We start from the raw sequence: 27,000 nt of genomic DNA, 5'->3' as shown, positions 1-27,000 counted from the left end.
CTCAGGCCTCGCCAAACCCACCTGGCGTTGGTGTCGTCACGATGACGGCGTCACCGGCCTCGAGCACCGACTGGTCACAAGCCTTCAGGACTTCGACGCGGCCATCCTTGCGGCGGACCTTGGTCGAGCCAATTTCGCCATCGCCGCCGCCGTCCAGGCCTTGCGGCGGGCGGTTGCGATGCGAGGACAGGATGGCGCATTCCATCTTTTCGAGGAAGCGGATGGTGCGCCTGGTGCCGTCGCCGGCACTCCATTTGCCTTTGCCGCCGGAGCCTTCTCGGATGTGGAAATCCTCGAGCAGGACGGGAAAGCGCAATTCCAGCACTTCCGGGTCGGTCAGTCGCGAATTGGTCATGTGGGTGTGAACGCCGGAGGTGCCGGCAAAGCCGCGGCCGGAGTTCACCCTGCCGGCCGGCGAGCCCGAGCAGATCGTCTCGTAATACTGGTACTTCTTGTTGCCGAAGGTGAGGTTGTTCATGGTGCCTTGTGCGTTGGCCATCGCGCCCATGGCGGCGAACAGCGCGTTGGTGACATGCTGCGAGGTCTCGACATTGCCGGCGACGACCGCCGCAGGGTAGGCGGGCTTCAGCATGCAACCCTCAGGAATAATGATGTTGATGGGTCTCAGACAGCCGGCATTCATCGGGATCATGTCCTCGACCATTACGCGGAAAACGTAGAGCACGGCCGCGCGGGCGACCGGCTCGGGAGCGTTGAAATTGTTCTTTATGACTGGCGACGTGCCGGTGAAGTCAACGGTCGCTTCACGCTTTTGCCGGTCGATCGATATCTTCACCTTGATCACCTGACCGGTGTCGGTTGGATACTCGTATACGGAACTGTCGGGCAACCGCTCCAGCACGCGGCGCACACTTTCGGCCGCATTGTCCTGGACATGGGCCATATAGGCCTCGACGACGCCGAGGCCGAAATGCGCGACCATCTTGCGCAGCTCGGCAACGCCCTTTTCGTTGGCGGCAATCTGCGCCTTGAGGTCGGCAATGTTCTGGTGCGGATTGCGTGCGGGGTAGGGATGGTCGGTGAGCAGCGTCTCCAGCTCCTTCTCGCGGAAGCGGCCGCGATCGACGATGCGGAAATTGTCGAACAGCACGCCTTCCTCGTCGACCGTTGTGGCGAGCGGCGTCATCGAGCCGGGCGCCGTGCCGCCGATGTCGGCATGGTGGCCGCGCGAGGCGACGTAGAACAGGATTTCCTCCCCCCTCGAGGGGGAGGTGGCGGCGAAGCCGCCGGAGGGGGTCGCCGCGGCAGTGCTCGACGTTGTTGAGGTGCCTCCTGAAAGGACCTCCTCTGGCCGCTTTGCGGCCATCTCCCCCTCAAGGGGGGAGATTAGGTCAGCGCTTGCAAAAACTGGCGTCACCACCGTGATATCAGGCAGATGCGTGCCGCCATTGTAGGGCGCGTTGAGGGCAAAGACATCGCCGGGGTGGATGTCGCCGGAGTTGAGCCGGATGATGGTCTCGACCGAACGGTCCATGGAGCCGAGATGCACCGGCATGTGCGGCGCGTTGGCGACTAGCGCGCCGTTCCGATCGAAGACGGCGCAGGAGAAATCCAGCCGTTCCTTGATGTTGACGGAATAAGCTGTGTTTTGCAGTGTCACGCCCATCTGCTCGGCGATCGACATGAACAGGTTATTGAACACCTCCAGCATGACCGGATCGGCCCCCATCTTCCCGGAGAGACCGGTGCCGAGTGCCGCCTGCCGGCGCTTTTTCTCGATGCGGCGCAAGAGCACATGGTTCTTGGCGGTGATCTCGGCCTGCCAGCCCGGCTCGACGACGATGGTCTGGTTCGGCTCGATGATCAAAGCAGGGCCGGCGGTCTTGTTGCCCGGTTTCAATGTCTCGCGAGGAAAGATACCGGCGTCGCGCCAGGCGCCATCGGTGAAGATCTTCCTATTCTCCGCAGGGTTTACGGCGATGCCCTCAAGGACTGAATCACTTTCCTCGCGGCCGGTGCCGCCGGTGTCGATGCCTTCGACGCCGACCGATTCCACGATCATCGGCTTGTCGTCATAGACGAAACCGAACTGCGCCTTGTGGGCCGTTTCGAAATCGCCTTTGGCCCGTTCAATCGAGCCGTGCTCGAAATTCACCGGCAACGCGGTGTCGGTGCCGTCATAGCGGACCTGCAGCAGCGGTTTCGAGGCGACGGCGTCCTCGGCGATGCCTTGCGCGGCAAGCTCGTCGATGACGGCCTTTCGCAACGTCGCGATGAGTTCGTCGATTGCCGGTTTAGAGCCTTCCAATAGCGGTTTGAACAGCGCCTGCTGGCGCGAGGCAAAGACCGAGGACAGGCCGATACCGTAGGCCGAAAGCAGGCCGGAGAAGGGATGGATCAGCACCGCTTCCATGCCGAGTGCGTCGGCAACGAGGCAGGCATGCTGGCCGCCGGCGCCGCCAAAGCAGTTCAACAGATATTCGGTGACATCGTAGCCGCGCTGCACGGAAATCTTCTTGATGGCGTTGGCCATGTTTTCGACGGCGATGGTGACAAACCCTTCGGCGACGGCCTCCGGTGAGCGGCCATCGCCGATTTCGGCGGCAAGTGCTGCGAATTTCTCGCGCACGGTTGGCACGTCGAGCTGCTCGTTCTGGCCGGGTCCGAAAATGGCCGGGAAGAAGTCGGGCTGCAGCTTGCCCAGCATGACATTGGCGTCGGTGACGGCCAGCGGGCCGCCGCGCCGGTACGCCGCCGGGCCGGGATTGGCGCCGGCCGAATCCGGGCCGGCGCGGAAACGGCCGGCCTCGTAATGCAGGATCGAGCCGCCGCCGGCGGCAACGGTATGGATGCGCATCATCGGCGCGCGGATGCGCACGCCGGCAACTTCGGTGTCGAAGGCACGCTCATAGTCGCCGTCGTAGTGAGCGACGTCCGTCGACGTGCCGCCCATGTCGAAGCCGATGACTTTGTTGAAACCGGCGAGTTTTGCGGTCTCGACCATGCCGACGACGCCGCCGGCCGGACCGGATAACAACGCGTCCTTGCCCTGGAACATGTCGGCGGCCGTGAGGCCACCGGACGACATCATGAACATGAGGCGAGGGCTTTCCCTCCCCCTCGAGGGGAGGGTGGCGGCGAAGCCGTCGGGTGGGGTCGGCTCGACTGGGTTCGCCGCTCTGGCAGTGCCTTCTGAGAGGACCCCCTCTGGCCGCTTTGCGGCCATCTCCCCCTCAAGGGGGGAGAGGACGCCCAGCTCTTGGCCAACCCTTTGCACATATCTCGACAAAATCGGCGACAGATAGGCGTCAACCACGGTGGTGTCTCCGCGGCCAACCAGCTTGATGAGCGGCGAGACCTCGTGACTGACCGAGACTTGGCGAAACCCCAGTTTCCTGCAGACTGTTGCCACGGCCTTTTCGTGGTCGGGATGTTTCCAGGCATGCATGAAGACGATCGCCACGGCGTCGATGCCGTCGGCCTTGGCCTGCTCGATGGCCGGCCGGCAGGAGGCGATGTCGAGCAGCCGTTCGACATTCCCGTCGGCGCGCACGCGCTCGTCGACCTCGATGACGCGCTCGTAGAGCTGTTCGGGAAGAATGATCTCCTTGGCGAAGATGTCGGGCCGCGCCTGATAGGCGATCCTCAGCGCGTCGCGAAATCCCCTGGTGATGAGCAGCAGCACACGATCGCCCTTGCGCTCCAGAAGCGCGTTGGTGGCGACGGTGGTGCCCATCTTGATGTCGCCGATCAGGCCGGACGGGATCGGAGCGCCGGATTTTAGTCCGAGCAGATCGCGAATGCCCTGGATGGCGGCGTCGGCATAGGCTTCGGGATTCTCGGACAGCAGTTTGCGTGGTTGCAGTCCGCCCTGCGGGTCACGGCCGATGACATCGGTAAAGGTGCCACCGCGGTCGATCCAGAAGTCCCATTTGGCGGTCACGGCAGCTCTCCCAGGCATTTTATTGATTCAATGTGTTAATTTCCCAGTAGCCTGGTGTTAGTTCGCCATGGCTTCGCCGGCAACGGCAAAAGCAGATGATGTTACATGCGGAAATGCAACGTTACGAAACTCATGGCCGCCTGATGCATTCTCCCCTCGATCGTCACCGTTAGCGGGGGCGTGATTAGAGGAGAGATATCATGAAGAAACTCATTCTTGCGTCGGTTTCGGCGCTTGCCCTGCTCGGCGTTGCTGCTTGCAGCGACAGCGGCACGGGCGGCGACGCCACCACCACGCAGAGCACCAATCCGCCGGCAAACGAGCAGCCGATGCAGCCGGCCCCTGATGCTACGCAGCCGGCTGAGCCGGCTCCGGCGCAGCCATCTGCGCCTGCGCAGTAATCCATGTGATGAAAAGAAGGCCGGCATGATGCCGGCCTTCTTGGCTGGATGATGGGGGCACCCTGCGGCGACCGCCGCAAGGTGAAAAAGGCGTTTCTACCCGTCAGGCGATATGGCCTCTGTCGCGGCTATCTACTGGTTTCCCGTGATCGACTGTTCGCGCAGGCTGCCTCAGGCACCCCGTCAGGCTGCCCCTGCGGCATTGTCTTCGCTTGATAGCGGTGCCCGGTTAGCCCTAATAGGTGCCCATGTCGATTTGGGATCGCCTCGGCGACTTCATCACGCGCGTTTCGTCCTCAACCTCGTCGGGTGTCGCCGACGTGGTCGAGGCCGTGCGCACGGTTTTCTCCGGCGATCCGGATCTGCGCCGGCGCGTCGCCTTCTCGGTGGCGATGATCGCGCTGTCGGCCAAGATGGCCAAAGCCGACGGCATCGTCACGCAGGACGAGGTGCGCGCCTTCCAGCAGATATTCGAAGTGCCGAAGGAGCAGACGCGCAACGTGGCGCGGCTCTACGATCTGGCCAAGCGCGATATTGCCGGATTTGAGACCTATGCCGAACGCATGGCGCAGCTTTGCGGCTCCGGTCATTCGAACTGCGTGTTGCTGGAGGACATTCTCGACGGGCTGTTCCATATCGCCAAGGCCGATGGGTCAGTCCACGAGCGCGAAGGCCAGTTCCTGCATCGCATCGCCGAGATCTTCCGGATCGAGGAGGCGCATTATCAGAGCATTCTGGCGCGGCACGTCGATCTCGGTGCGGCTGATCCCTATATCGTGCTTGGCATCGAACGGGGAAAACCGTTCGAGGAAGTCCGAAAGCGTTATCGCAAGCTGGTCTCGGACAACCATCCCGACCGGCTGATCGCACGCGGCCTGCCGCAGGAATTCATCAAGATCGCAACGAGCAGGATAGCGGCGATCAACGCAGCCTATGAGATGATCGAACGAGGCCTGCGGCACGCATGAGCGGCTTCCTGCCCGACGAGCCGAGCGCCGAGGTAAGGGTTTCGCCGAATTTCGGTCCACGACGTGAGGCGACCAAACCCGACATGATCGTGCTGCACTACACCGGCATGAAGACCGGCGCCGGCGCGGAGGCCTGGCTGTGCGATCCGACGAGCGAGGTTTCGTCGCATTATCTCGTCCATGAGGACGGTCGCATCGTCCAGATGGTCAGGGAAAGCGACCGTGCCTGGCACGCCGGCAAGAGTTCATGGTTCGGACGCAGCGACATCAACTCCTGCTCGGTCGGCATCGAGATCGTCAATCCGGGACATTCGCTGGGCTATCGCAACTTTCCGAAACGGCAGATCGATGCCGTCATCGGCCTGTGCAAGGGAATTGTTCAGCGCCATTCCATTCCAGCCCAGCGGGTGCTCGCCCATTCCGATGTGGCGCCGGGGCGCAAGATCGATCCGGGCGAGAAATTCCCCTGGAAGGCGCTGTTTGAGGCCGGTGTCGGCCATCTTGTCAAAGCGGCATCTGTCAGGCGCGGCGCGACGCTGAAGGTCGGCGCTGCGAATGCCGAGGTCGAGGCGTTGCAGTCGATGCTGGCGCTCTACGGCTATGGCGTCGAGATATCAGGCGCTTTCGACCGGCAGACCGAAGTCGTGGTCGAGGCTTTCCAGCGGCATTTCCGGCAACGCCAAGTGGATGGCGTGGCCGACGGATCGACAATCCGCACGCTGGAAAGGCTGCTTGCTTCCGTAAGGGCAGGCCCGTCCAAGTAGTCTTTCCCTAGCCGTTAAGTTACAATCTGTCACTTAAAGTGACTTGCCGCGCCTTCTTTGCCGCCAAATCGACCGTCAAAGGCGATCCGTGCAAGTTTGTCGGATCTACAGCCCCCCAGATGTTCCGATGGTGATTTAGCGTAGCTGCGTGAAGTTCTTCGCGCGGTCCAAACAGAACAGGATCCCATGCAGAAATTGACCGTTTTAACGGCAGCTGTTGCTGCCGGCGTAATGACTTTTGCCATCGGTGCGGCCAATGGCGCGCCACTGAGCCAGCGGGCCGACCAGGGTTTCATTACCCCATCCGGCAAAACCACGCCGAAAGCCGGCCAAGATGCAAAGGAAAAAAAGGTAAAAAGGACAGCCTCGGCAAAGGCGGAAAAAACGGCTGCGGTAAAGGTGAAAAAGCCAGCATCCGCAAAGGCGGAAAAAGCTGGGGTAAAAGTGAAAAAGGCAGCCTCTGCAAAAAATGCAGTCTCCAAGCGACGTGTGAAGCGCAACAGGACCCGCATCGACCAGGCGACGACGGCGTCGATCAGCCGGAAAAGCCGGGCGGCGGCGCCGAAGGCGGCGGCCGCTGGCGGCAGTGGCCAGTATTCGACGATCATCGAGCGCCATGCCGCCAGCAATGGTGTGCCGGTCTCGCTCGCCAAGGCCGTCATCATGATCGAAAGCAGCTTCCGGCCGAACCAGGTTGGCAGCGCCGGCGAGATCGGCTTGATGCAGATCAAGCCGTCGACGGCGCGGATGATGGGTTACAGCGGCTCGATCAAGGGTCTCTACGATCCCGAGACCAACATCAAATACGGCATGAAATACCTCGCCATGGCGCGGAACCTCGGCGGCGGCACCACCTGCGGCACGATCCTCAAATACAATGCCGGCCATGGCGCCAAGCGGATGAACCCGATATCCGCGGCCTATTGCGGCAAGGTCAAGGTTCAGTTGGCCGCGCTTGGAGCGCCGGCGTAATAAGCCGGAACCTGCTTTTTTGTTTGCGTTTTCGGGCGTGAACCCCTTTATACGCCTTGCCAGCTGGCCGGGCGGCCGCACCCGCGAAGCCGAAAGGCTGCGGGTGAGGAAAGTCCGGGCTCCATGGAGACACGGTGCCGGTTAATGGCCGGCGGGGGCGACCCTAGGGAAAGTGCCACAGAAAGCAAACCGCCACGATCCGTCGTGGTAAGGGTGAAAGGGTGGGGTAAGAGCCCACCGCGCGACTGGCAACAGGAGCGGCACGGTAAACCCCACCGGGAGCAAGACCGAATAGGGGCGGTGCGAGGGGAAACCCTCGAGGGCTGTTTCCGGCTCACCGTCCGGGTAGGTTGCGTGAGGCGCATGGCAACATGCGCCCAAGATGAATGGCCGCCACGTTCTCGCGCTGCAAGGGGCGAGGGCCATACAGAACCCGGCTTACAGGCCAGCTGGTAATTCCTTCCAGATTCTACTGGGAATTCCCTGATATCAGCAGGTTGCGTCTTCGGGCGCGCCCGCTGGTTCAGGCCCTTCATTGACAGAATCAGCATTGCTGAGCCTCCGAGGAGCAAGCGTTTCTTGAAGTTGGTGCGATTAAATCGTACCATATACGGGCAATATCAGGAGCGCGTCATGGGTCAGGTCGACAAACGCAGCATCACGCTTTCGCCGGAATTGGCGGCGGCGGTCGACGATGTGGTCGCCGCCGGCGAGTACGCTTCGGCGAGCGAGGTGATCCGCGACGCGCTCAGGCAATGGAAGGACCGGCGCGACCTGCACGGTTATACGGTCGAGGAGTTGCGCAAGCTGGTGCAGGAGGGGATCGACAGCGGACCGGGACGATTTGCGTCGATCGACGAAATCAAAGCCGAAGCGCGCAGACGATTGAAATCCGATAACGCGGCATGAATTTGCTGCCCAGCATCCGAACTGCAAATGCAGAAGAGGATTTGATCGCGATCTGGCTTCATATCGCGCGAGACGACGAGGCTGCAGCAGACCGACTGCTCGACCGGATCGAAGCCCGCTGGCAGCAACTGGCGACTTATCCTTTCTCAGGCGCGCCGCGCGAAGACATTGCACCTGGCATTCGCCATCTGGTCGTCGGCGAATATCTTACCTTGTACCGTGTCGGCGAAGATTCGATCGAAATCTTGCGGGTGCTGCATGGCGACGCAATATCGAAGCCGACGATCTGGCTTCGTGATCGATCCGTTCAGCCGCTGACGCCGTCCAGTGACGCCTCGATCGCTTGCCAAAGCTCTTCCACCGGCTCGCACCCGACCGACAGGCGAACGAAACCAGGCGGAACAGCGTCTCCTCTTTTTGCTCGCCGTTCCGCCGAAGTGTGCACGCCTCCGAACGACGTTGCTGCCTGCATCAAGGCGCAGTTGTTGATGAAATCCTCGGCCTTGTCCTCCGAGGCGAGCACGAACGAGATGAGAAAGCCGAAGCGCTCCATCTGGGCGCGGGCAAGATTGTGCGATGGATCGCTTTCCAGCCCCGGAAAGCGCAAGCCGCTGATCGCACGATGGTTCTCCAGCCGCCGCGCTATCACTTCGGCGGAGGCGCACATCCGGTCGAAACGAACCTCCAGCGTTTCGAGGCCGCGATGCACCAGCCATGCTTCGAACGGGCCGGGAATAGAGCCCGAGGTTTCACGCCAGCCGGACACGGCGGTGATGATGTCGGCATTGCGGCTGGCGACATGGCCGAATAGCACGTCGGAATGGCCATTGGGTGCCTTGGTATCGGCGGCAACCACGATGTCGGCGCCGAGATCGAGCGGGCGCTGGCCGAACGGCGTCATCGTTGTGTTGTCGACCACCAGGATCGCCCCCGCTTTGTGCACCGCTTCGGCGACAGCCGTGATGTCGCAGATATCCAGTCCCGGATTGGCGGGCGTTTCGACGAAGGCCAGCCGGTATCCATCGAAGCCGCCGTCGAGGAAGCTCGATGTTGGCCTGACATCATAGGCGACGCCGAAAGATTTCAGGAAGCGGTCTGCCAGCGCCGGCGTGGTGTGATAGCCGTCCGACGGAAGCAGGATACGGTCGCCGGATTTGAGCAACCCAAAAAACACCGCCGAGATTGCAGCCATTCCCGAGGGGAAGGCGACGCATGGTGCGTCTTCCAGATGCGCCAGCATGTGTTCGACCGCGTCCCAGGTCGGATTGCTGAAGCGGCCATATTGATCGAAGCCGGTGGCGTCGCCGGGTGCGTGGAAAATGGCGGCCATGGTTAGGGGCAGGGGAATTGGGTCGCCCTTGGCAAGCCTGCCGCGACGCAGATGGGAAAGTGCCGCCGCGCGGGACTTGGCTGTTTCGGACATAGTTTCAACCTTGTTTCTGACCGGAAAGGACAGGCCGACGCTATGCGTGGTGGCGATCCGCGGCAAGCCGCCTCCGGTTAGGCCAAGCAGCTCTAAACGCTTCGTTAGGCTTAATGGAGCATAAAGACGGGAGTGCCGTCAAAGCTGCTCTCATCGGTTGTGATCCGCGCGTTTGTGAAGCCTATTCCCGTTGACGCCCATAACGCCCCATGATATCCCATTTCAATATTCAAGCTTTCGTTCCGCGTCAGGGTGAAGCGTACGCCAATCGGGCAGCCGCGGCGGCTGTGCGTTTGCCTGTTTTCGCCCGGAACGAGGTGAGTTTTGGACGGGGACCGCGCCGCGGCGGTGCGGGCGGGAAGATGCAGAGGGGTGCGGCGGCGCAAGCGGCCGTAACGCGTAATGGACCGGTTTCTGTCAAGCGCGGTGAACAGGATCGATGCGAAGGGGCGAGTGTCCGTTCCGGCGCATTTCCGCGCGGTTGTGCAGAAACGCGGCTATTCGGAACTCTATGCGTTGCGCTGCCTGGACCGTCCGGCGATGGATGTCGGCGGGCTCGACCTGCTCGACCGCTACGAGCAGCGCATCGCGCAGGAAGACCCCTTTTTGCAGACGGCGGACGACATGTCGTTCTTCTGCCATGGCGATGGAACATTTCTCAAGCTCGATCAGGACGGTCGCATCTCGATGACCGACTTCATCCGCGAGCACACCGGCATTTCCGCGGAAGCGGCATTTGTCGGTCGCGGCAATTTCTTTCAGATCTGGGAACCTGGACGGCTCACCGCCTATGGGGCGGAAGCACGCGCCCGGCTTTTGCAGCTTCGGCAGGGGACGAAGCCTGGGGAGCGGCCGGAATGATGGCGGGCTACGGCGATGACCCTCACGCCGCTGGCGGACCGGCTCGTCACATTCCGGTCCTCCTTGCCGAAGTGCTGGAGGCGCTTTCGCCTGGAGCGGGCGAGGTGATCGTCGACGGCACCTTCGGCGCCGGCGGCTACACCAAAGCCATTCTGGCAAGCGGCGCCTCGGTTGTCGCCATCGACCGCGATCCGGATGCGATCGCTGCGGGTCGTGTCCTCGAGCAACAATCGGGCGGCAAGCTCAGGCTCGTTCAGGCGCCGTTCTCGACATTGGACGAGCATGTCGAAAGCGCCGATGGCGTCGTGCTCGACATCGGCATCTCCTCAATGCAGATCGACCAGGCTGAGCGCGGTTTTTCGTTCCGCGCCGATGGGCCACTCGACATGCGCATGGCGCAAGCGGGCCTGAGCGCCGCCGACGTCGTCAACAGCTTCAAGGTGGGCGATCTTGCCCGCATCTTCGGCTTCCTTGGCGAAGAGCGCCATGCCGGCCGCATCGCCCGGATGATCGAAAGCCGTCGCGAAAAACATCCGTTCGAGCGCACGCTCGACCTTGCCGATGCGATCGAGACGCATATCGGCCGCGCGCCGAAGGACAAGATCCATCCGGCGACCCGCGCTTTCCAGGCGTTACGGATTTTCGTCAATGACGAACTCGGCGAACTGGCCAAAGCGCTGTTTGCGGCTGAACGCGTGCTGAAACCGGGCGGACGGCTGGCCGTGGTGACGTTCCACTCGCTGGAAGACCGCATCGTTAAACGCTTCATCGCCGATCGGGCCGATGCGGCGACCGGATCGCGGCACCTGCCCGAGGCACAAGCGCGCAGCGCCACCTTCAAAAAGGTGGGTAGCGGCGTGACGCCCGACAAGGCCGAGATATCAGCCAATCCGCGCGCGCGGTCGGCAAGGTTGCGCGCTGCGGCGCGCACCGACGCACCGGCGCGCGCCGGCGATTTTTCGATTTTCGGGCTTCCAAAACTTCCTGACCCAAAACTTCCCGGCGTCGACCGGCCGGGAGAGAGGTGAGCACGTGTTTCGTACCAGCGACATAGTCCTGATCGCCGTCATGGTTTCGGCTGCGGCCCTGACCTACAAGACCAAGCGCGAGGCCGAGGAACAATTGGCGGCGGTGCACAAGATCCAGGCGCAGATCCGCTACGAGGAGGATACGATCGATCTCCTTAAGGCGGACTGGAGCCTGCTTACCCAGCCGTCGCGCCTGCAAAAGCTGGCCGAGATCTATAAATCGCAACTCGAGCTCGAGCCGGTCAGTGCCCGCCAGATCATCGGGCTGGACGAGCTGCCGGCAAAACCCGTCACCATCGAGGACCTGTCGTCGCAGCGGCTGGGGGGAATGGCCGACAGCGGCGACAAGGATCCTGTGGTGACCGGAGGCATCGTCCAATGATCGTCAGGCTTCCATCGATCGCCAAGGTTCCCTTGGTTGCCAGACTGCTGAACGGCCGCGCCAAGTCGGAAGACGGATCGATCGTGGTCGAAGGCGCCCGCAAGGCGACCGGCGGCAAGGGCAGGACGCGCATCGTGATGACGATGGCGGTGTTCTTCGGCATCTATTCGACCATCACCGGGCGGTTGGTCTATCTGGGTTTCCAGAATCCCGACCTGTCCGGCGGCCCGCAGAGCCGGGTGACGGCGTCTCGGCCCGACATCGTCGACCGCAACGGGGAAGTGCTGGCGACGGACATCAAGACCGCATCGCTGTTTGCCGAACCGCGCCGCATCGTCGACGCCGACGAGGCGATCGAAAGGCTGGCGACGGTGCTTCCCGAAATCGACTACGAGCAGACCTATCACAAGCTGAAGAGCGGCGCCGGCTTCGTCTGGCTGCAGCGGCAACTGACGCCCAAGCAACAATCTGACATCATGCAGCTCGGCATTCCCGGCTTCGGCTTCCGCACCGAAAAGCGCCGCTTCTATCCGGCTGGCGAAACCTCGTCCTACATTGTCGGCCTTACCAACATCGACAATCAGGGCATCTCCGGCATGGAGAAATACATCGACGAACAGGGGCTGAGCGACCTTCAGGCGTCGGGCCTTGCCGTGGCCAAGGATCTGAAGCCGGTGCGGCTCTCGATCGACCTGCGCGTCCAGCATATCGTGCGTGACGAGGTCGCCGCCGGCATGGAGAAATACCGCGCCATTGCGGCCGGCGCCGTCGTTCTCAACGTCAAGACCGGCGAAGTGATGGCGATGGCCTCGGTTCCGGATTTCGATCCCAACAATCCCTATAACGCGCAGGACAAGGACCGTTTGAACCGCATGTCGGCCGGCCTTTACGAAATGGGCTCTACCCTGAAGAGCTTTACCACCGCGATGGCACTCGATTCCGGCAAAGTGACGCTGGAAAGCCGTTTCGACGCTTCGCGCCCGATCAGGATCGGCCGCCAGACCATTCATGATTTTCACGGCAAGGCTCGGGTGCTGTCGGTGCCGGAAGTGTTCATCTACTCGTCCAACATCGGTTCGGCCAAGGAAGCCGAAGCGGTTGGCATCGAGGGCCACCGCGAGTTCCTGCATCGCCTGGGGATCCTCGAGAAGATGCAGACCGAACTGCCTGAGGTCGCCCGCCCGACCGAGCCCAAAATCTGGAAACAGGTCCATTCGATCACCATCGCCTTCGGTCACGGCGTGTCGACGACGCCGCTGCAGACGGCGGTTGGCTGTGCTGCGCTGGTGAACGGCGGCTATCTGATCCAGCCGACATTCCTGAGGCGCGCGCAGGAACAGGCGATGTCGGTGGCCAAGAAAGTGGTCAGCGACAAGACCTCCGAGAGCATGCGCTATCTCTACGCGCTCAATGCCGAGAAAGGCTCAGGCAGGAACGCCAGGGTTCCCGGTTTTCGTGTCGGCGGCAAGACAGGAACGGCCGAGAAGGTTGTCAACGGCCGCTACTCAAAGGACAAGAACTTCAACGCCTTCGTCGCGGCTTTTCCGATGGACGATCCGCAATACATCGTGCTTACGATCGCCGACGAACCGAAGCCGGAAAAGCCCGGCATGGGTGCGACCGCCGCCTCGAATGCCGGCGCCATGGCTGCAAACATCATCCGACGTTCGGCTTCCATGCTTGGCGTGAAGCCAGATTTCAGCCATGAAAATGGCGCAACGCTGGTTTCCTATCAGTGATTCTTAGGGCGCGCCGGCAACTGCGCGCTATTTTGTTGCGATGAACGGGGTTCGATGAAGCTGAAAGATCTAGCCGGTATCCTGCCTGTCGAGGGGACAGCTTCCTTCGATACGGAGGTTACCGGGATTTCGTCGGATTCCCGCCAGGTGAGCCCCGGCGTGGTTTTCTTCGCGCTCGCCGGTACCAAGGCGGATGGCGCGGCCTACGCCGCCGATGCCGCCAAACGCGGCGCAGCGGCAATCGTGACCGGCAAGGGCAGCGCCGTCGCCGCACTGCCGGTGGCGGTTCTGGCCGTCGACGATCCGCGCCTTGCGTTGGCGCTGAGTGCCGCCCGCTACTTCGGCAGGCAGCCGCAAACCATGGTCGCAGTGACCGGCACCAGCGGCAAGACATCGGTTGCGGCTTTCACCAGGCAGATCTGGGAGCAGTCGGGCTTCGCCGCCGCTTCGATCGGCACAACCGGCGTGGTGGCGCCGGGCCGCAACGAATATGGCTCGCTGACCACCCCCGACCCGGTAGATCTGCACAGGCTGCTGAGGGAACTGGCGGATGCCGGCGTTACCCACGCGTCGATGGAAGCCTCCAGTCACGGGCTCGACCAGCGCCGGCTCGACGGCGTGAAGCTTGCCGCCGGCGGGTTCACCAATCTCGGCCGCGACCATATGGACTATCATCCAACGGTCGAGGACTATCATCGCGCCAAGCTGCGCCTGTTCGACGCACTGCTGCCGAAGGGCGCGCCAGCCGTGATCTTTGCCGACGATCCATGGTCGCAGCCGACGATCCAGGCGGCGAGGGCGGCGGGGCTGAATGTGCTGACGGTCGGCCGTCATGGCGAGTTCCTGAGACTGAAGCGGGTCGAGCACGAGCGCCACCGTCAGCGTGCCGAGGTGGAAGTCCATGGCGTTCTTCACGAGGTCGACCTGCCGCTGGCCGGCGATTTCCAGATAGCCAATGCCCTGGTTTCGGCGGGGCTTGCCATCTCCACTGGCACGCCCGCCGCCAAAGCCCTGATCGCGTTGGAGAAATTGAAGGGCGCGCCGGGCCGGCTCGACCTCGTCGGGACAACATCCAACGGCGCGCCGGTCTATGTCGATTACGCGCACAAGCCCGACGCGCTGGAAAACGTGTTGGCCTCGGTGCGGCCGTTCACCACCGGTCGCGTCATCGTCGTGTTCGGCTGTGGCGGCGACCGCGACCGGGGCAAGCGTCCGATCATGGGCGAGATCGCCACGCGGCTCGCCGACGTCGTCATCGTTACTGACGACAATCCGCGCTCGGAAGTGCCCGAAACGATCCGCTCCGCGATCCTTGCCGCCGCACCCGGCGCCGTTGAGATCGGCGACCGGCGCAAGGCGATCCACGAGGCAGTCGCCATGCTCCATGCCGGCGACACGCTGATCGTGGCCGGAAAGGGACATGAGGAAGGCCAGACCATTGGCGCCGAGACGTTGCATTTTTCCGACCATGAGGAAGTCCGCGCCGCGCTCCAGGAGCGCGCCGCATGAGCCTGCTGTGGACCTCCGAAGATCTCGTCGCCGCCATGGGCGGACGACCGCTCGGGCCGATGCCGGAAGGCATTAGCGGCATCTCGATCGACAGCCGCAGCCTTGAGCCGGGCGATGCTTTCTTCGCCATCAAGGGCGAGGCGATGGACGGCCATGACTTCGCGACCGCCGCCATCAAGGCCGGCGCCGGCGTGCTGGTCGTCGCCGAGGGCAAGCTGCCGTCGCTCGGGCGGCTGACGGCACCGATGATCGTCGTCCAGGACGTGCTAGCCGCGTTGGAAAAGCTGGGTTTGGCCGCACGCGCGCGCTCGAACGCCAAGATCATCGCGGTGACCGGTTCGGCGGGCAAGACCACCACCAAGGAAGCGCTGCGCCATGTGCTGTCCGCAGTCGGCAAGGTGCACGCATCGCCCCAGTCTTTCAACAACCACTGGGGCGTGCCGCTGACGCTGGCGCGGATGCCGGCGGATTGCGACTACGCCGTGTTCGAGATCGGCATGAATCATCCGGACGAGATCCGGCCGCTGGTCAAGATGGTCCGGCCGCATGTCGCCATCATCACGCTGATCGCCGCGGCGCATCTCGGCTTCTTCCGTACTCTGGACGAGATCGCCAGGGCCAAGGCCGAGATTTTCGAGGGCCTGGAACCGGACGGCGCCGTCCTTCTCAACCGCGACGATCCGCGCTGGAAGCTTCTGGACAAGATGGCGAGAGCCGCCGGCGTCGAGCACATTTACGGGTTTGGCGAAAATGCCCGTGCGACCTTCAAGCTGCTCAAATGCGCGCTGCATGCCGACCATTCGGTTATCACCGCCAAGATCGGCGGACAGGAAATCACCGCCAGGGTCGGCGCGCCGGGCCGCCACATGGTGCAAAATGTGCTGGCCGTGCTAGGCGCCGCGCATCTGGTCGGCGCCGACATCGCCAGGGTGGCGCTGGCGCTGGCCGATCTTTCGGCCGAACGCGGACGCGGCAAGCGCCACGTGCTGCGCCACCCCAGGGGTTCGATCACGCTGATCGACGAGAGCTATAACGCCAATCCGGCGTCGATGAGCGCTGCAATGGCGCTGCTCAACGCGACGCCGGTGTCGGGCGAAGGCAGGCGCATCGCTGTGCTCGGCGATATGCTCGAACTCGGCGACCATTCGGCGAAGCTGCATGCTGCACTTGCCGACCTGATAGTCGGCACCGAGACGCGCACGGTTTTTCTCGCCGGTCCGGAGATGCGGGCGCTGGCCGATATCCTGCCTGATGAGATCAAGACGGAGTATCGGGCCGGCGCCGAGGATCTGAAGCTGGTGCTTCTGTCGGCGCTGAAGCCTGGCGATGTGGTGATGATCAAATCGTCGAAAGGCATCGGCTTTTCCAAGCTGGTCGACGCATTGCTCGGCAAATTTCCGGCTGTAGCCGCAACCACCAAACAGACCTAGAGCCAGGTCCGGGGGCCGAATCGCATGTTCACACTGCTCGTCGAATTCGCGGACAAGATCTCGGTCTTCAACGTCTTCCGCTATATAACCTTCCGCACCGGCGGTGCGTTGATCACCGCGGCGCTGATCGTCTTCATCTTCGGACCGGCCATCATCAATTCGCTGAGGTTGCGGCAGGGCAAGGGCCAGCCGATCCGCGCCGACGGACCGCAGACGCATTTCAAGAAAGCCGGCACGCCGACCATGGGCGGGCTGATGATCCTGTGCGGCATCGTCGGCTCGTCGCTTTTGTGGGCGAACCTGTCCAGCATCTATGTCTGGGTGGTGCTGCTGGTGACGCTCGGTTTCGGCTCGATCGGCTTCTACGACGATTACCTCAAGGTGACGAAACAATCGCATCTCGGCTTTTCCGGCAAGGCGCGGCTGGCGCTTGAATTCGTCATCGCCGGCATTGCCGCCTGGGTGATCATGCATAACGGCCAGGCGCCGTTCTCGTCGTCGCTGACTTTCCCTTTCGCCAAGGAGTTTCTCGTCAATCTCGGCTGGTTCTTCATCCCGTTCTCGTGCTTCGTCATCGTCGGCGCCGGCAATGCCGTGAACCTGACGGATGGCCTCGACGGGCTGGCAATCGTGCCGATCATGATCGCGGCCGCGTCCTTCGGCGTCATCGCCTATCTCTCCGGCAATGCGGTGTTCGCCGAATATCTGCAGATCCATTTCGTGCCTGGCACCGGGGAACTCGCGGTTGTCCTCGGCGCGGTGATTGGCGCTGGCCTCGGCTTCCTGTGGTTCAACGCACCACCGGCGGCGATCTTCATGGGCGATACCGGCTCGCTGGCCTTGGGCGGCCTGATCGGCACGGTCGCGGTCGCCACCAAGCACGAAATCGTGCTGGTCATCGTCGGCGGCCTGTTCGTCGTCGAGATCCTGTCGGTCATCATCCAGGTCGGCTACTTCAAGATGACCGGCAAGCGTGTGTTCCTGATGGCGCCGATCCACCATCATTTCGAAAAGCTCGGCTGGACAGAAAGCCAGGTGGTGATCCGCTTCTGGATCATCGCCGTCATTCTGGCATTGGTCGGCCTGTCGACCCTGAAGCTGAGATAGGAGGCCGCGTGATCCCCGCCGCATCCTTCGTAGGCAAACGCGTTTCGCTCTTCGGGCTCGGCGGCTCGGGGATCGCCACGGCGCGCGCGCTGATCGAGGGCGGAGCGGATGTGCTCGCCTGGGACGACAATCCCGGCAGCGTCGCCAATGCCGCGGCCGTCGGCATCGCGACCGGCGATCTGCGCGGCGCCGATTGGACGAAGTTCGCGGCCTTCGTGCTGTCGCCCGGCGTGCCGCTGACGCATCCGAAGCCGCACTGGACAGTGGAGCTGGCGCGCGCTTCAGGCGTCGAGATCATCGGCGATATCGAGCTGTTCTGCCGCGAGCGGACCTTGCTGGCGCCGGCAGCACCGTTCATCGCCATCACCGGTACCAACGGCAAATCGACGACCACGGCGCTGACAGCGCATATCCTGAAATCTGCTGGACGCGACACGCAGATGGGCGGCAATATCGGCCGCGCGGTGATGACGCTCGATCCGCCGGAGCCCGGGCGGCACTATGTCGTGGAATGCTCGTCGTATCAGATCGACCTGGCGCCCTCGATCAATCCGACCGCCGGCATCCTGCTCAATCTGACGCCGGATCATCTCGACCGTCACGGCACCATGCAGCACTACGCCGCGATCAAGGAACGGCTGGTGGCGGGCAGCGAGGTGGCGATCGTCGGCATCGACGATTCCTGGTGCGCCCAGATCGCCGACCGGCTGGAGCGGGCGGGCCGGCACGTCATCCGCATTTCCAAGCGTCTGCCGCTGACCGACGGCTATTTCGCCAATGGCACCGATCTGATGGAGGCGGTGCACGGGCGCTTCAGCCGCGTCGCCTTTCTCGAAGGCATCGGCTCACTGCGCGGCCAGCACAATGCGCAGAACGCGCTGGCCGCCGTCGCCGCCTGCCTCAAGGTCGGGCTCTCGCTCGGCGAGATCCAGTCGGGCCTGGAAAGTTTCCCCGGACTGGCGCACCGCATGGAGCAGGTCGGCCGCAAGGGCCATGTGCTGTTCATCAACGATTCCAAGGCAACCAATGCCGATGCGGCAGCGCCAGCATTGTCGAGTTTCCCGCGCATCTACTGGATCGCCGGCGGGTTGCCGAAAGAGGGTGGCATCGAGCCGTTGCGCGGCCTCTTTCCGCGCATCGCCAAGGCCTATCTGATCGGCGAGGCGGCACCGGCGTTCTCGGCGACGCTCGGCGAGGCGGTGCCTTACGAGATCTCCGGCACGCTGGCCGCAGCGGTCGAACATGCCGCAAGCGACGCGGCCAAGGATGATCACAACGGCGAGGTGGTGGTGCTGCTTTCACCGGCCTGCGCCAGTTTCGACCAGTTCAAGAATTTCGAAGTGCGCGGCGACGCCTTCAGGCAAGCTGCGAGCACTATCGATGGCGTGAAGCCGATCGGAGGGACACGATAATGCAAAGCCGTCTCGACAAAAGCCCGGTTGCCACCTGGTGGTGGACGATCGATCGCTGGTTCCTGGCCGCGTTCCTGTCGCTGATGGGGCTTGGCATCGTGCTGTCTTTCGCAGCAAGCCCGGCGGTGGCCCAGCGCATCGGCCTCGACAGTTTCCACTTCGCCACACGGCAGATCATCTTCACCATTCCGGCACTTGGCGTGATGCTGGCCGTCTCCTTCCTGGAATCGCGGCAGATCAGGCGCATGGCCCTGGCCATGCTGTGCATCATGCTGGTGCTGATGGTGGCGGTGCTCTACATCGGCGTCGAGGTGAAAGGCGCACGGCGCTGGGTGTCGCTCGCCGGCGTGTCGATCCAGCCCTCGGAATTCCTCAAGCCAGCCTTTGTCGTCATCTGCGCTTGGCTGTTTGCCGAACACAAGCGTCAGCCCGACATTCCCGGCAATCTGTTCGCCATGCTGCTGCTGGCCCTCGTCATTTCGCTGCTGGTGGCGCAGCCCGATTTCGGTCAGACCATGCTGGTGCTCGGCACCTGGGGGGTGATGTTCTTCATGGCCGGATTGCCATGGCTGTGGATTATCGCGCTGGGCGCTGCGGGTATAGGCGGCGTGTTCGCCGCTTATACGGTGTTCCCGCATGTCGCCGGCCGTATCGACCGCTTCCTGACCGGCGAGGGTGACACGTTCCAGGTCGACATGGGCCGCGATGCGCTGATCAATGGCGGCTGGTTTGGCGTCGGGCCGGGCGAGGGCACCGTCAAGCGGGTCATACCCGACAGCCATGCCGATTTCGTCTTCTCGGTGGCCGGCGAGGAGTTCGGACTGATCATGTGCTTCTTCATCATGACCATCTTCGCCTTCATCGTGCTGCGTGGGCTCAGCACCGCGCTCAAGGAGCAGGACGATTTCTCACGCTATGCGGTTGGCGGCCTGGTTACGGTTTTCGGCCTGCAGTCGGTCATCAACATGGCCGTCAATCTGCAGCTTATGCCCGCCAAGGGCATGACCTTGCCGTTCATCTCCTATGGCGGCTCTTCGCAGATCGCCATCGCCATCTCGATGGGCATGGTGCTGGCGCTGACGCGCAAGCGGCCGGAAAAGCGCAAGCAGTTGGGCTTCGCACCGTCGCCACGCGCCATGCCGGCGGAGTGAAATGTCGAGCGGCTCGATCCTTCTGGCGGCCGGCGGTACGGGCGGGCATCTCTTCCCGGCCGAGGCGCTGGCGCATGAGCTGATCAGGCGCGGCTGGACGGTGCATCTCGCCACCGATGACCGCGCCGAGCGTTTTGCCGGCCAGTTTCCGGCCGCTGGCATCCATCCGATCCAGTCGGCGACCATTGGCTCGAAAAACCCTTTTGCCGTGCTCGCCGCCTTCTGGAAGATCTGGGGTGGCGTGCGCCAGGCATCTGCCGTGATCGGCCGGATCAAGCCCGCCGTCGTGGTCGGTTTCGGCGGCTATCCGACGCTGCCGCCGCTCTATGCAGCGACGCGGCGCAAGGTGCCGACGCTGATCCATGAGCAGAACGCGGTGATGGGGCGTGCCAACCGGGCGCTAGCCGGGCGCGTCGATGCTATCGCCGGCGGGTTTTTGCCGGAAGATTCAAGCGCTGCAGGCGCCAAGACGGTGACCACAGGCAACCCGGTCAGGCCGCAAGTGCTGGAGGCGGCAAAGACGCCTTACACGGCCTCGACCGGAAACCAGCGCTTCCGGTTTCTGGTGTTCGGCGGCAGCCAGGGCGCGCAGTTCTTTTCCGATGTAATGCCGGCGGCGGTCGGACTGCTTTCCGACGTACAACGCAGGCGGCTTGATATCACGCAGCAAGCGCGTGCCGACGATGTCGAGCGGGTGAAAGCGGCCTATGCGGCTCTCGGCGTCGAGGCTGAGGTGTCGCCCTTCTTCACCGACATGGCGGCGCGCATGGCTGCGGCGCATCTGGTGATGTCGCGGTCCGGCGCCTCGACCGTATCGGAAATTGCAGTGATCGGCCGGCCGGCGCTGCTGGTGCCCTATCCGCATGCGCTCGACCACGACCAGGCGGCCAATGCCGCGGCATTGGCCGCGGCAGGTGGCGCCGAAGTGCATCCGCAATTCACGCTTTCGCCCGAGCGTATCGCGGCACTGATTGGTGCCCTGATCGACAGTCCGGAGCGGCTGACCACAATGGCAGGGGCGGCGAAATCGGCCGGAAAACCGGACGCGGCACGGTTGCTCGCCGATCTGACAGAGGCTATTGCGTCGAAGAAAAGCATATCGGACTTCAGGAAGGAGACGCACGCATGAAGATGCCGCAGACGATCGGCCTTGTGCATTTCATCGGCATCGGCGGTATCGGTATGAGCGGCATCGCCGAGGTGCTGCACAATCTCGGCTACAAGGTGCAAGGGTCCGACCAGGCCGACAGCGCCAATGTGCAACGGCTGCGCGACAAGGGCATCGAGTGCTTTGTCGGTCATCACGCCGATAATATCGGCGAGGCCGAAGTGGTTGTCGTCTCGACGGCGATCAAGAAATCCAATCCGGAGCTGAAGGCCGCGCGCGAGAAACTGCTTCCCATCGTCCGTCGCGCCGAGATGTTGGCGGAACTGATGCGCTTCCGGCAGGCGGTGGCCATCGGCGGCACGCACGGCAAGACGACGACGACCTCAATGGTGGCGACGCTGCTCGAAGCCGGGGGGCTAGATCCGACCGTGATCAATGGCGGCATCATCAATGCCTATGGCACCAACGCCCGCATGGGCGACGGCGAATGGATGGTGGTCGAGGCCGACGAAAGCGACGGCACGTTCCTGAAGCTGCCGGCCGAGATTGCCGTCGTCACCAACATCGATCCCGAGCATCTCGACCATTACGGCTCCTTCGACAAGGTGCGCGAGGCCTTTCGCCAGTTCGTCGAGAACGTGCCGTTCTACGGCTTCGGCGTCATGTGCACCGACCATCCGGAGGTGCAGGCGCTGGTCAGCCGCATCGAGGACCGGCGCGTCATCACCTATGGCGAGAACGCGCAGGCCGACGTGCGTTTCACCAATCACCGGATGGATGGGCCGACCTCGGAATTCGACGTGGTGATCCGCGACCGCAAGACCCGCGGTCAGTCGACGATCGCGGGCCTGCGCCTCCCGATGCCCGGCCGTCACAACGTCTCCAACGCGACCGCGGCGATCGCCGTCGCGCATGAGCTCGGGCTTTCGGCCGAGGCGATCAAGAAGGGCCTATCGTCGTTTGCCGGCGTCAAGCGGCGCTTCACCCGTACCGGTTCGTGGAACGGCGTCGAAATATTCGACGATTACGGTCATCACCCGGTCGAGATCACGGCGGTTCTGAAGGCGGCGCGCGATGCCACCAAGGGCCGCGTCATCGCCATTGCCCAGCCGCACCGCTTCACCCGGCTGCATGATCTGTTCAATGAGTTTTCCGTCTGCTTTAACGATGCCGACACCGTGATGGTGGCGCCGGTCTATGCGGCAGGCGAAGAGCCGATCGACGGGGTGACGTCGGACGCGCTGGTGTCGCGCATCCGCTCCGGCGGCCATCGCGACGCGCGCTACATAGAAGGGCCGGCCGCGATTGCGCCTGTTATCCGCGACCTGGCAAAGCCAGGCGATTTCGTCGTCTTCCTCGGCGCCGGCAACATCACCCAATGGGCCTATACGCTGCCCAGGGAACTCGGCGGGACGGCCCCGTGATGCGCGGCCAGGCGTTGATCGACAAGCTTGGCGGCCGGCTTGCCGGCCTGCGCGGCCGCATCACGCCCAATGCCGAGATGGACAAGATCACCTGGTTCCGCGCCGGCGGACTTGCCGACGCGCTGTTTCAGCCGGCCGACGAGGACGATCTCGCCGCGTTCCTGAGGGCGGTGCCCGAAGAAATACCGCTGACCATCGTCGGCGTCGGTTCGAACCTGCTTGTCCGCGACGGCGGCATTGGGGGCTTCGTCGTCCGGCTTTCGGCCAAGGGCTTTGGCGAGGCCGAGGCGATCGGCCCGACGACGATCAAGGCGGGCGCCGCCACGCCCGACAAGCGCGTTGCCGCCGTCGCCTACGAGGCCGGCATTGGCGGCTTCCACTTCTACCACGGCATTCCGGGCGCCATCGGCGGCGCGCTGAGAATGAACGCCGGCGCCAACGGCGTCGAGACGCGTGAGCGCGTCGTCGCGGTGCGGGCGCTCGACCGCAAAGGCAATGTGCACACGCTTGATAACGCCGATATGGGTTATGCCTATCGCCATTCGGCAGCACCTGCCGGGTTGATCTTCACGTCGGCACTGTTCGAAGGGGTTTTGGAGGATAAGGCCGCGATCAAGGCGGCGATGGATGCCGTCCAGCACCATCGGGAGACCGTGCAGCCGATCCGTGAAAAGACCGGCGGCTCGACCTTCAAGAATCCGGAGGGCACATCGGCCTGGAAGGAGATCGACAGAGCGGGCTGTCGCGGGCTGATGATCGGTGGCGCGCAGATGTCGCCGATGCATTGCAACTTCATGATCAACACCGGAACCGCAACCGGCTACGACCTCGAGTATCTCGGCGAAACGGTGCGCACGCGCGTGCTCGAAAAGTCGGGCATCCGGCTGCATTGGGAAATCAAGCGCATCGGCAATTTCCGGCCGGGGCACGAGGTCCAGGAGTTCCTCGGACAGTTGCTTTAGCGCGATCTGATGTTCATGTAATGCTTGAACTTCAAACGATGTGAATCATCGCGCGACCGTTGCGCCAAAGACTCACAGCACAGTTTTTATGGCCGTTTTTACGGAAAGTGAATCTCTCGGAATCGTAAGCACTTGCCAGCGAATCAACTCTCTGATTCTCTGCCTGAAAGCGTTTCCTGATTTGAGTCGTTCGACGCGTTTCCCGCGTTTTCCGTCTGGGGGGGCAACCTGCCGGGAGACTCGGACTCAAAGTCGCGGAAATCGTGACAGCAAGGACTGCTCTGATCGAGAGATGCAGACCCGCCGTGAGAGGGCCCGCCGTGAGAGGGGATGACGGGAAATGAAAAGCAAGCACGTGGCCGTCCTTCTGGGTGGGTTCTCGTCCGAGCGGCCCGTGTCTCTGTCTTCGGGGAATGCCTGTGCCGATGCGCTTGAGAAGGAAGGCTATCAGGTCACTCGCGTCGACGTCTCGCGCGATATTGGATCGGTGCTGGCTGACCTCAAGCCCGATGTCGTCTTCAATGCGCTGCACGGCCCTTTCGGCGAGGATGGCACCGTCCAGGGTGTCCTCGAATATCTGGCGATTCCCTACACCCATTCCGGCGTGCTCGCCTCGGCTCTTGCCATGAACAAGGAGCAGGCCAAGAAGATCGCCAAGTCCGTCGGCATCCCGGTTGCCGAATCGAAGGTGGTCAATCGCTTCGCCATCCAAAACAAGCATCCGATGAAGGCGCCCTATGTCGTCAAGCCGGTCAACGAAGGATCGAGCTTCGGCGTCGTCATCGTGCATGAAGGCCAGTCGCATCCGCCGCAGGTCATCGGTTCGTCCGACTGGAAGTATGGCGATACCGTCATGGTGGAGCGCTACGTGCATGGACGCGAGTTGACCTGCGCCGTGATGGGCGACGTGGCTCTCGGCGTCTGCGAGATCGTCCCGACCGGCCATTCCTTCTACGACTATGATTCAAAATACGTCCCGGGCGGATCAAAACACGAATGCCCTGCAAAAATTTCACCGAATATTTACCAAAAAATACAGACACTGACGCTCAAGGCTCACCAAGCTATCGGCTGCCGGGGCGTTTCCCGGTCGGACTTCCGTTATGATGATCGACACTCCGAGAACGGCGAAATTGTCTGGCTCGAGATCAACACGCAGCCGGGCATGACGCCGACATCCTTGGTGCCTGAAATCGCCGCGCAGGCGGGGCACTCGTTCGGCGATTTGTTGAGTTGGATGGTGGAGGACGCTTCGTGTCTGCGTTGAAGTGGGGACAGGGCAAGGGAGAAGGCGCGGCCGGGCCGACGCTGTTCGGTGTGTCGTTGTCGTTCGACCATTTCGTGCTGCCGCGTCTGCTTCGCCGGCCGGTGCGCGTGCTGGCGCGTCTGGGCGAGGGCGACTTCGAGGTGCCGCCTTTTTCTGCGGCCATGCTGTCGGCGGCGCTGCTCGTATCGAGCAGTGCCTATGGAGCCTATATCGGCGGACATGTCGAAGTCATCGTTCAGGGCGTCACCGCCCGCACCGGCTTTGCCGTCGACCAGATCAAGGTCGTCGGCAACCGCGCAACCTCCGAGATCGATATTCTCGACAGGATGCAACTCGATGGCTGGACGTCGCTGATCGGCTTCGATGCCGAAGCCGCGCGTGAGCGCATCGCCACACTGCCATGGGTCGAGGTTGCGGCGGTGCGCAAGGTCTATCCGCACACGCTGGAGGTGCGCATCGAGGAGCGTGAGCCTTTTGCGCTCTGGCAGCAGGGCAGCGAGCTTTCCGTCATCGAGCGGTCCGGCGCCGTGATCGCGCCATTCTCCGGTGGCAAGCAGGCACTGCTGCCGCTGATCGTCGGCACCGGCGCCCCGGCCAAGGCGCCGGATTTCCTGGCCAGGATCAAGAAATATCCAGAGCTTGTCGCGCGGGTTAAAGGCTATATCCGCATCGGCGAACGGCGTTGGGACCTGAAGCTGGAGAACGGCATCACGGTCAAGCTCCCCGAGGACGGCGAGGATCAGGCGATCGCCGATCTGGTTAGGATGGACCGCGAGAACGGGCTGCTGACGCGCGACATCGCCGCTGTCGACATGCGCCTGTCCGATCGCCTCGTCGTCCAGTTGACGCCGGAAGCGGCGACGCAGCGCCAGGCCGCGCTCAACGAAAAGCCGAAAATGCCGAAGCGCAAGGCGGAGACGAAAATATGAGCTGGCTTGGCGGCAACAGCGACGCCTCGTCGCGCCGGTCCGGCATCATGACGGTGCTGGATGTCGGTTCGAGCAAGGTCTGCTGCGTGGTGGCCAAGCTCAAGCCGCGCGAGGACGGCATGCTGCTGCGCGGGCGCTCGCATCGCATCCAGGTGATCGGCATCGGCCACCAGAAATCGCAAGGCGTGAAATCGGGCGTCGTCATCGATCTCGACAGGGCCGAGCACGCCATCCGCCTTGCCGTCGATGCCGCCGAGCGCATGGCCGGCCTGACGGTCGATTCGTTGATCGTCAACATGACAGCCGGCCGGCTGAAGAGCGAAAGCTTCTCGGCAACCATCAACCTCGGCGGCCATGAGGCCGACGAGGCCGACATCAAGCGCGTGCTTGCCGCCGGCGCCAAGCAGGCGCTGCGGGCCGAGCGCGAGGTGATCCATTCGCTTCCCGTCGGTTTTTCGCTGGACGCCGAGCGCGGCGTGCGTGATCCGCGCGGCATGGTTGGCGACCAGCTCGGCGTCGACATGCATGTGCTGACGGGTGACGCGGCACCTTTGCGCAATCTGGAGCTTTGCATCAACCGTTCGCATCTGTCGGTCGAGCGCATGGTGGCGACGCCCTATGCCAGCGGGCTTGCCGCGCTGGTCGACGACGAACTCGAAATGGGCGCAGCCTGCATCGACATGGGTGGCGGCACCACGACGATCTCGGTCTTTTCGGAAGGCAAGTTCGTCCATGGCGACGCGATCGCCATCGGCGGCAACCATGTGACGCTGGACATGGCCAAGGGCCTGTCGACCTCGCTAGACGCCGCCGAGAGGCTGAAAGTGATGCATGGCTCGGCGCTGCCCGGAAGTGCCGACGACCGCGACCTGGTCTCGATACAGCCGATCGGCGAAGATGGCGAGGTGCCGTTGCAGATACCGCGTTCGGTAATGACGCGTATCATCCGGGCGCGCATCGACGAGACGCTCGAACTGTTGCGCGACCGGCTGAATAGGTCCGGCTACGGCAATGCCGTCGGCAAGCGTGTCGTGCTGACCGGCGGCGCCAGCCAGCTTTCCGGCCTGCCGGAGGCGGCGCGCCGCATTCTCGGACGCAATGTGCGCATCGGCCGTCCGCTCGGCGTGGCGGGGCTGCCCGAAGCGGCCAAGGGGCCGGCTTTCTCGACGCCGGTCGGGCTTTTGATCTATCCGCAGATGGCGAATTTCGAGAGCCATCCGGCGAAAGGAATTTCTGGTCTCAGGATGACCGGAACGGGCGGAAAACTGCATCGAATGAGTCAGTGGTTGAGAGACAGTTTTTAAATTGACGGGGACAGCCCCATAGGCGGCCGCAGCGGCGAAGCGGCGG

General features: G+C 63.1%; 22 protein-coding genes, 1 other RNA gene and 1 pseudogene. 22 read left to right on the top strand and 2 right to left on the bottom strand.

Annotated features, from left to right (window positions below; all coding sequences use genetic code 11):
* Position 1 precedes the first annotated feature (1 nt).
* Positions 2 to 3,904, bottom strand: coding sequence for a hydantoinase B/oxoprolinase family protein (locus NKH73_RS23895; RefSeq protein WP_352936837.1), 3,903 nt, complete (start codon positions 3,902 to 3,904; stop codon positions 2 to 4).
* A 200-nt stretch (positions 3,905 to 4,104) separates the two neighbouring features.
* Between NKH73_RS23895 and NKH73_RS23890 the strand changes: the two genes are divergently transcribed.
* The 7 genes and pseudogenes from NKH73_RS23890 to NKH73_RS23860 all read left to right on the top strand — a co-directional run.
* Positions 4,105 to 4,305 carry a hypothetical protein gene (locus NKH73_RS23890; RefSeq protein ID WP_352936836.1) on the top strand — a complete coding sequence of 67 codons (201 nt, stop codon included), beginning with the start codon at positions 4,105 to 4,107 and terminating at the stop codon, positions 4,303 to 4,305.
* A gap of 248 nt (positions 4,306 to 4,553) precedes the next feature.
* Positions 4,554 to 5,273 carry a TerB family tellurite resistance protein gene (locus tag NKH73_RS23885; RefSeq protein ID WP_352936835.1) on the top strand — a complete coding sequence of 240 codons (720 nt, stop codon included), beginning with the start codon at positions 4,554 to 4,556 and terminating at the stop codon, positions 5,271 to 5,273.
* Positions 5,270 to 6,037, top strand: a complete 768-nt coding sequence (locus NKH73_RS23880) for an N-acetylmuramoyl-L-alanine amidase (RefSeq protein WP_352936834.1) — start codon at positions 5,270 to 5,272, stop codon at positions 6,035 to 6,037. The genes NKH73_RS23885 and NKH73_RS23880 overlap by 4 nt, the downstream gene beginning before the upstream one ends.
* 186 nt (positions 6,038 to 6,223) lie before the next feature.
* Positions 6,224 to 7,009, top strand: coding sequence for a lytic transglycosylase domain-containing protein (locus tag NKH73_RS23875; protein ID WP_352936833.1), 786 nt, complete (start codon positions 6,224 to 6,226; stop codon positions 7,007 to 7,009).
* A gap of 59 nt (positions 7,010 to 7,068) precedes the next feature.
* Positions 7,069 to 7,466: RNase P RNA component class A (rnpB, locus tag NKH73_RS23870), an RNA gene on the top strand.
* Between the two features lie 176 nt (positions 7,467 to 7,642).
* Positions 7,643 to 7,918 (top strand): type II toxin-antitoxin system ParD family antitoxin, encoded by a 276-nt coding sequence (locus NKH73_RS23865; protein WP_123151966.1) that lies wholly within the window; start codon positions 7,643 to 7,645, stop codon positions 7,916 to 7,918.
* A pseudogene (locus NKH73_RS23860) lies at positions 7,915 to 8,124 on the top strand (type II toxin-antitoxin system RelE/ParE family toxin); the annotation flags it as partial. The gene NKH73_RS23865 and the pseudogene NKH73_RS23860, both read left to right, overlap by 4 nt.
* A 101-nt stretch (positions 8,125 to 8,225) precedes the next feature.
* Here the strand turns inward: NKH73_RS23860 and NKH73_RS23855 are convergent.
* A complete protein-coding gene (locus NKH73_RS23855) occupies positions 8,226 to 9,341 on the bottom strand; it encodes a cystathionine gamma-lyase (RefSeq protein WP_352936832.1) in 1,116 nt (371 codons plus the stop codon).
* A 402-nt stretch (positions 9,342 to 9,743) separates the two neighbouring features.
* Here NKH73_RS23855 and mraZ point away from each other — a divergent pair, with 402 nt between their 5' ends.
* The 15 genes from mraZ to ftsA all read left to right on the top strand — a co-directional run bounded on the left by mraZ (position 9,744) and on the right by ftsA (position 26,954).
* A complete protein-coding gene (gene mraZ / locus NKH73_RS23850; RefSeq protein WP_123151963.1) occupies positions 9,744 to 10,202 on the top strand; it encodes a division/cell wall cluster transcriptional repressor MraZ in 459 nt (152 codons plus the stop codon).
* A complete protein-coding gene (gene rsmH / locus NKH73_RS23845; RefSeq protein WP_352936831.1) occupies positions 10,199 to 11,230 on the top strand; it encodes a 16S rRNA (cytosine(1402)-N(4))-methyltransferase RsmH in 1,032 nt (343 codons plus the stop codon). Before mraZ ends, rsmH begins: the two co-directional genes overlap by 4 nt.
* A gap of 4 nt (positions 11,231 to 11,234) precedes the next feature.
* On the top strand, positions 11,235 to 11,612 hold the full coding sequence (gene ftsL / locus NKH73_RS23840) for a cell division protein FtsL (protein ID WP_352936830.1): 378 nt from the start codon (positions 11,235 to 11,237) through the stop codon (positions 11,610 to 11,612).
* Positions 11,609 to 13,351: a peptidoglycan D,D-transpeptidase FtsI family protein gene (locus NKH73_RS23835; protein WP_352936829.1), complete on the top strand. Its 1,743-nt coding sequence runs from the start codon at positions 11,609 to 11,611 to the stop codon at positions 13,349 to 13,351. Before ftsL ends, NKH73_RS23835 begins: the two co-directional genes overlap by 4 nt.
* Positions 13,352 to 13,405: 54 nt before the next feature.
* Positions 13,406 to 14,860: a UDP-N-acetylmuramoyl-L-alanyl-D-glutamate--2,6-diaminopimelate ligase gene (locus tag NKH73_RS23830; RefSeq protein WP_352936828.1), complete on the top strand. Its 1,455-nt coding sequence runs from the start codon at positions 13,406 to 13,408 to the stop codon at positions 14,858 to 14,860.
* A complete protein-coding gene (locus NKH73_RS23825) occupies positions 14,857 to 16,290 on the top strand; it encodes a UDP-N-acetylmuramoylalanyl-D-glutamyl-2,6-diaminopimelate--D-alanyl-D-alanine ligase (protein ID WP_352936827.1) in 1,434 nt (477 codons plus the stop codon). Before NKH73_RS23830 ends, NKH73_RS23825 begins: the two co-directional genes overlap by 4 nt.
* 24 nt (positions 16,291 to 16,314) lie before the next feature.
* Positions 16,315 to 17,397, top strand: coding sequence for a phospho-N-acetylmuramoyl-pentapeptide-transferase (gene mraY, locus NKH73_RS23820; RefSeq protein ID WP_352936826.1), 1,083 nt, complete (start codon positions 16,315 to 16,317; stop codon positions 17,395 to 17,397).
* 8 nt (positions 17,398 to 17,405) lie between these two features.
* The gene (murD, locus tag NKH73_RS23815) at positions 17,406 to 18,809 is read left to right on the top strand and encodes a UDP-N-acetylmuramoyl-L-alanine--D-glutamate ligase (protein WP_352936825.1); all 1,404 of its coding nucleotides are present in this window, start codon (positions 17,406 to 17,408) and stop codon (positions 18,807 to 18,809) included.
* Positions 18,809 to 19,960 (top strand): putative lipid II flippase FtsW, encoded by a 1,152-nt coding sequence (gene ftsW, locus NKH73_RS23810; RefSeq protein WP_352936824.1) that lies wholly within the window; start codon positions 18,809 to 18,811, stop codon positions 19,958 to 19,960. Before murD ends, ftsW begins: the two co-directional genes overlap by 1 nt.
* Position 19,961: 1 nt before the next feature.
* Complete coding sequence (gene murG, locus NKH73_RS23805) at positions 19,962 to 21,089, top strand: undecaprenyldiphospho-muramoylpentapeptide beta-N-acetylglucosaminyltransferase (protein WP_352936823.1); 1,128 nt, start codon at positions 19,962 to 19,964, stop codon at positions 21,087 to 21,089.
* A complete protein-coding gene (gene murC, locus NKH73_RS23800; RefSeq protein WP_352936822.1) occupies positions 21,086 to 22,492 on the top strand; it encodes a UDP-N-acetylmuramate--L-alanine ligase in 1,407 nt (468 codons plus the stop codon). The genes murG and murC overlap by 4 nt, the downstream gene beginning before the upstream one ends.
* The gene (gene murB, locus NKH73_RS23795) at positions 22,489 to 23,454 is read left to right on the top strand and encodes a UDP-N-acetylmuramate dehydrogenase (protein ID WP_352936821.1); all 966 of its coding nucleotides are present in this window, start codon (positions 22,489 to 22,491) and stop codon (positions 23,452 to 23,454) included. The genes murC and murB overlap by 4 nt, the downstream gene beginning before the upstream one ends.
* Positions 23,455 to 23,794: 340 nt before the next feature.
* Positions 23,795 to 24,721, top strand: a complete 927-nt coding sequence (locus NKH73_RS23790; protein WP_352936820.1) for a D-alanine--D-alanine ligase — start codon at positions 23,795 to 23,797, stop codon at positions 24,719 to 24,721.
* Complete coding sequence (locus NKH73_RS23785; protein ID WP_352936819.1) at positions 24,709 to 25,650, top strand: cell division protein FtsQ/DivIB; 942 nt, start codon at positions 24,709 to 24,711, stop codon at positions 25,648 to 25,650. Before NKH73_RS23790 ends, NKH73_RS23785 begins: the two co-directional genes overlap by 13 nt.
* On the top strand, positions 25,647 to 26,954 hold the full coding sequence (ftsA, locus tag NKH73_RS23780) for a cell division protein FtsA (RefSeq protein WP_065010306.1): 1,308 nt from the start codon (positions 25,647 to 25,649) through the stop codon (positions 26,952 to 26,954). The genes NKH73_RS23785 and ftsA overlap by 4 nt, the downstream gene beginning before the upstream one ends.
* Positions 26,955 to 27,000: the final 46 nt, after the last annotated feature.

It is taken from the genome of Mesorhizobium sp. M0938 (assembly GCF_040319125.1).
Taxonomy (GTDB): domain Bacteria; phylum Pseudomonadota; class Alphaproteobacteria; order Rhizobiales; family Rhizobiaceae; genus Mesorhizobium; species Mesorhizobium robiniae.
This window is presented reverse-complemented; position numbering and strand designations above follow the sequence as displayed.

Bases quoted from the DNA above. Each gene is read 5' to 3' on its own strand.
- NKH73_RS23890 (WP_352936836.1), top strand. From the start codon at position 4,105: ATGAAGAAACTCATTCTTGCGTCGGTTTCGGCGCTTGCCCTGCTCGGC.
- NKH73_RS23885 (WP_352936835.1), top strand. From the start codon at position 4,554: ATGTCGATTTGGGATCGCCTCGGCGACTTCATCACGCGCGTTTCGTCC.
- NKH73_RS23880 (WP_352936834.1), top strand. From the start codon at position 5,270: ATGAGCGGCTTCCTGCCCGACGAGCCGAGCGCCGAGGTAAGGGTTTCG.
- NKH73_RS23875 (WP_352936833.1), top strand. From the start codon at position 6,224: ATGCAGAAATTGACCGTTTTAACGGCAGCTGTTGCTGCCGGCGTAATG.
- NKH73_RS23865 (WP_123151966.1), top strand. From the start codon at position 7,643: ATGGGTCAGGTCGACAAACGCAGCATCACGCTTTCGCCGGAATTGGCG.
- NKH73_RS23855 (WP_352936832.1), bottom strand. From the start codon at position 9,341: ATGTCCGAAACAGCCAAGTCCCGCGCGGCGGCACTTTCCCATCTGCGT.
- mraZ (WP_123151963.1), top strand. From the start codon at position 9,744: ATGGACCGGTTTCTGTCAAGCGCGGTGAACAGGATCGATGCGAAGGGG.
- rsmH (WP_352936831.1), top strand. From the start codon at position 10,199: ATGATGGCGGGCTACGGCGATGACCCTCACGCCGCTGGCGGACCGGCT.
- NKH73_RS23835 (WP_352936829.1), top strand. From the start codon at position 11,609: ATGATCGTCAGGCTTCCATCGATCGCCAAGGTTCCCTTGGTTGCCAGA.
- NKH73_RS23830 (WP_352936828.1), top strand. From the start codon at position 13,406: ATGAAGCTGAAAGATCTAGCCGGTATCCTGCCTGTCGAGGGGACAGCT.
- NKH73_RS23825 (WP_352936827.1), top strand. From the start codon at position 14,857: ATGAGCCTGCTGTGGACCTCCGAAGATCTCGTCGCCGCCATGGGCGGA.
- mraY (WP_352936826.1), top strand. From the start codon at position 16,315: ATGTTCACACTGCTCGTCGAATTCGCGGACAAGATCTCGGTCTTCAAC.
- ftsW (WP_352936824.1), top strand. From the start codon at position 18,809: ATGCAAAGCCGTCTCGACAAAAGCCCGGTTGCCACCTGGTGGTGGACG.
- murG (WP_352936823.1), top strand. From the start codon at position 19,962: ATGTCGAGCGGCTCGATCCTTCTGGCGGCCGGCGGTACGGGCGGGCAT.
- murC (WP_352936822.1), top strand. From the start codon at position 21,086: ATGAAGATGCCGCAGACGATCGGCCTTGTGCATTTCATCGGCATCGGC.
- NKH73_RS23790 (WP_352936820.1), top strand. From the start codon at position 23,795: ATGAAAAGCAAGCACGTGGCCGTCCTTCTGGGTGGGTTCTCGTCCGAG.
- ftsA (WP_065010306.1), top strand. From the start codon at position 25,647: ATGAGCTGGCTTGGCGGCAACAGCGACGCCTCGTCGCGCCGGTCCGGC.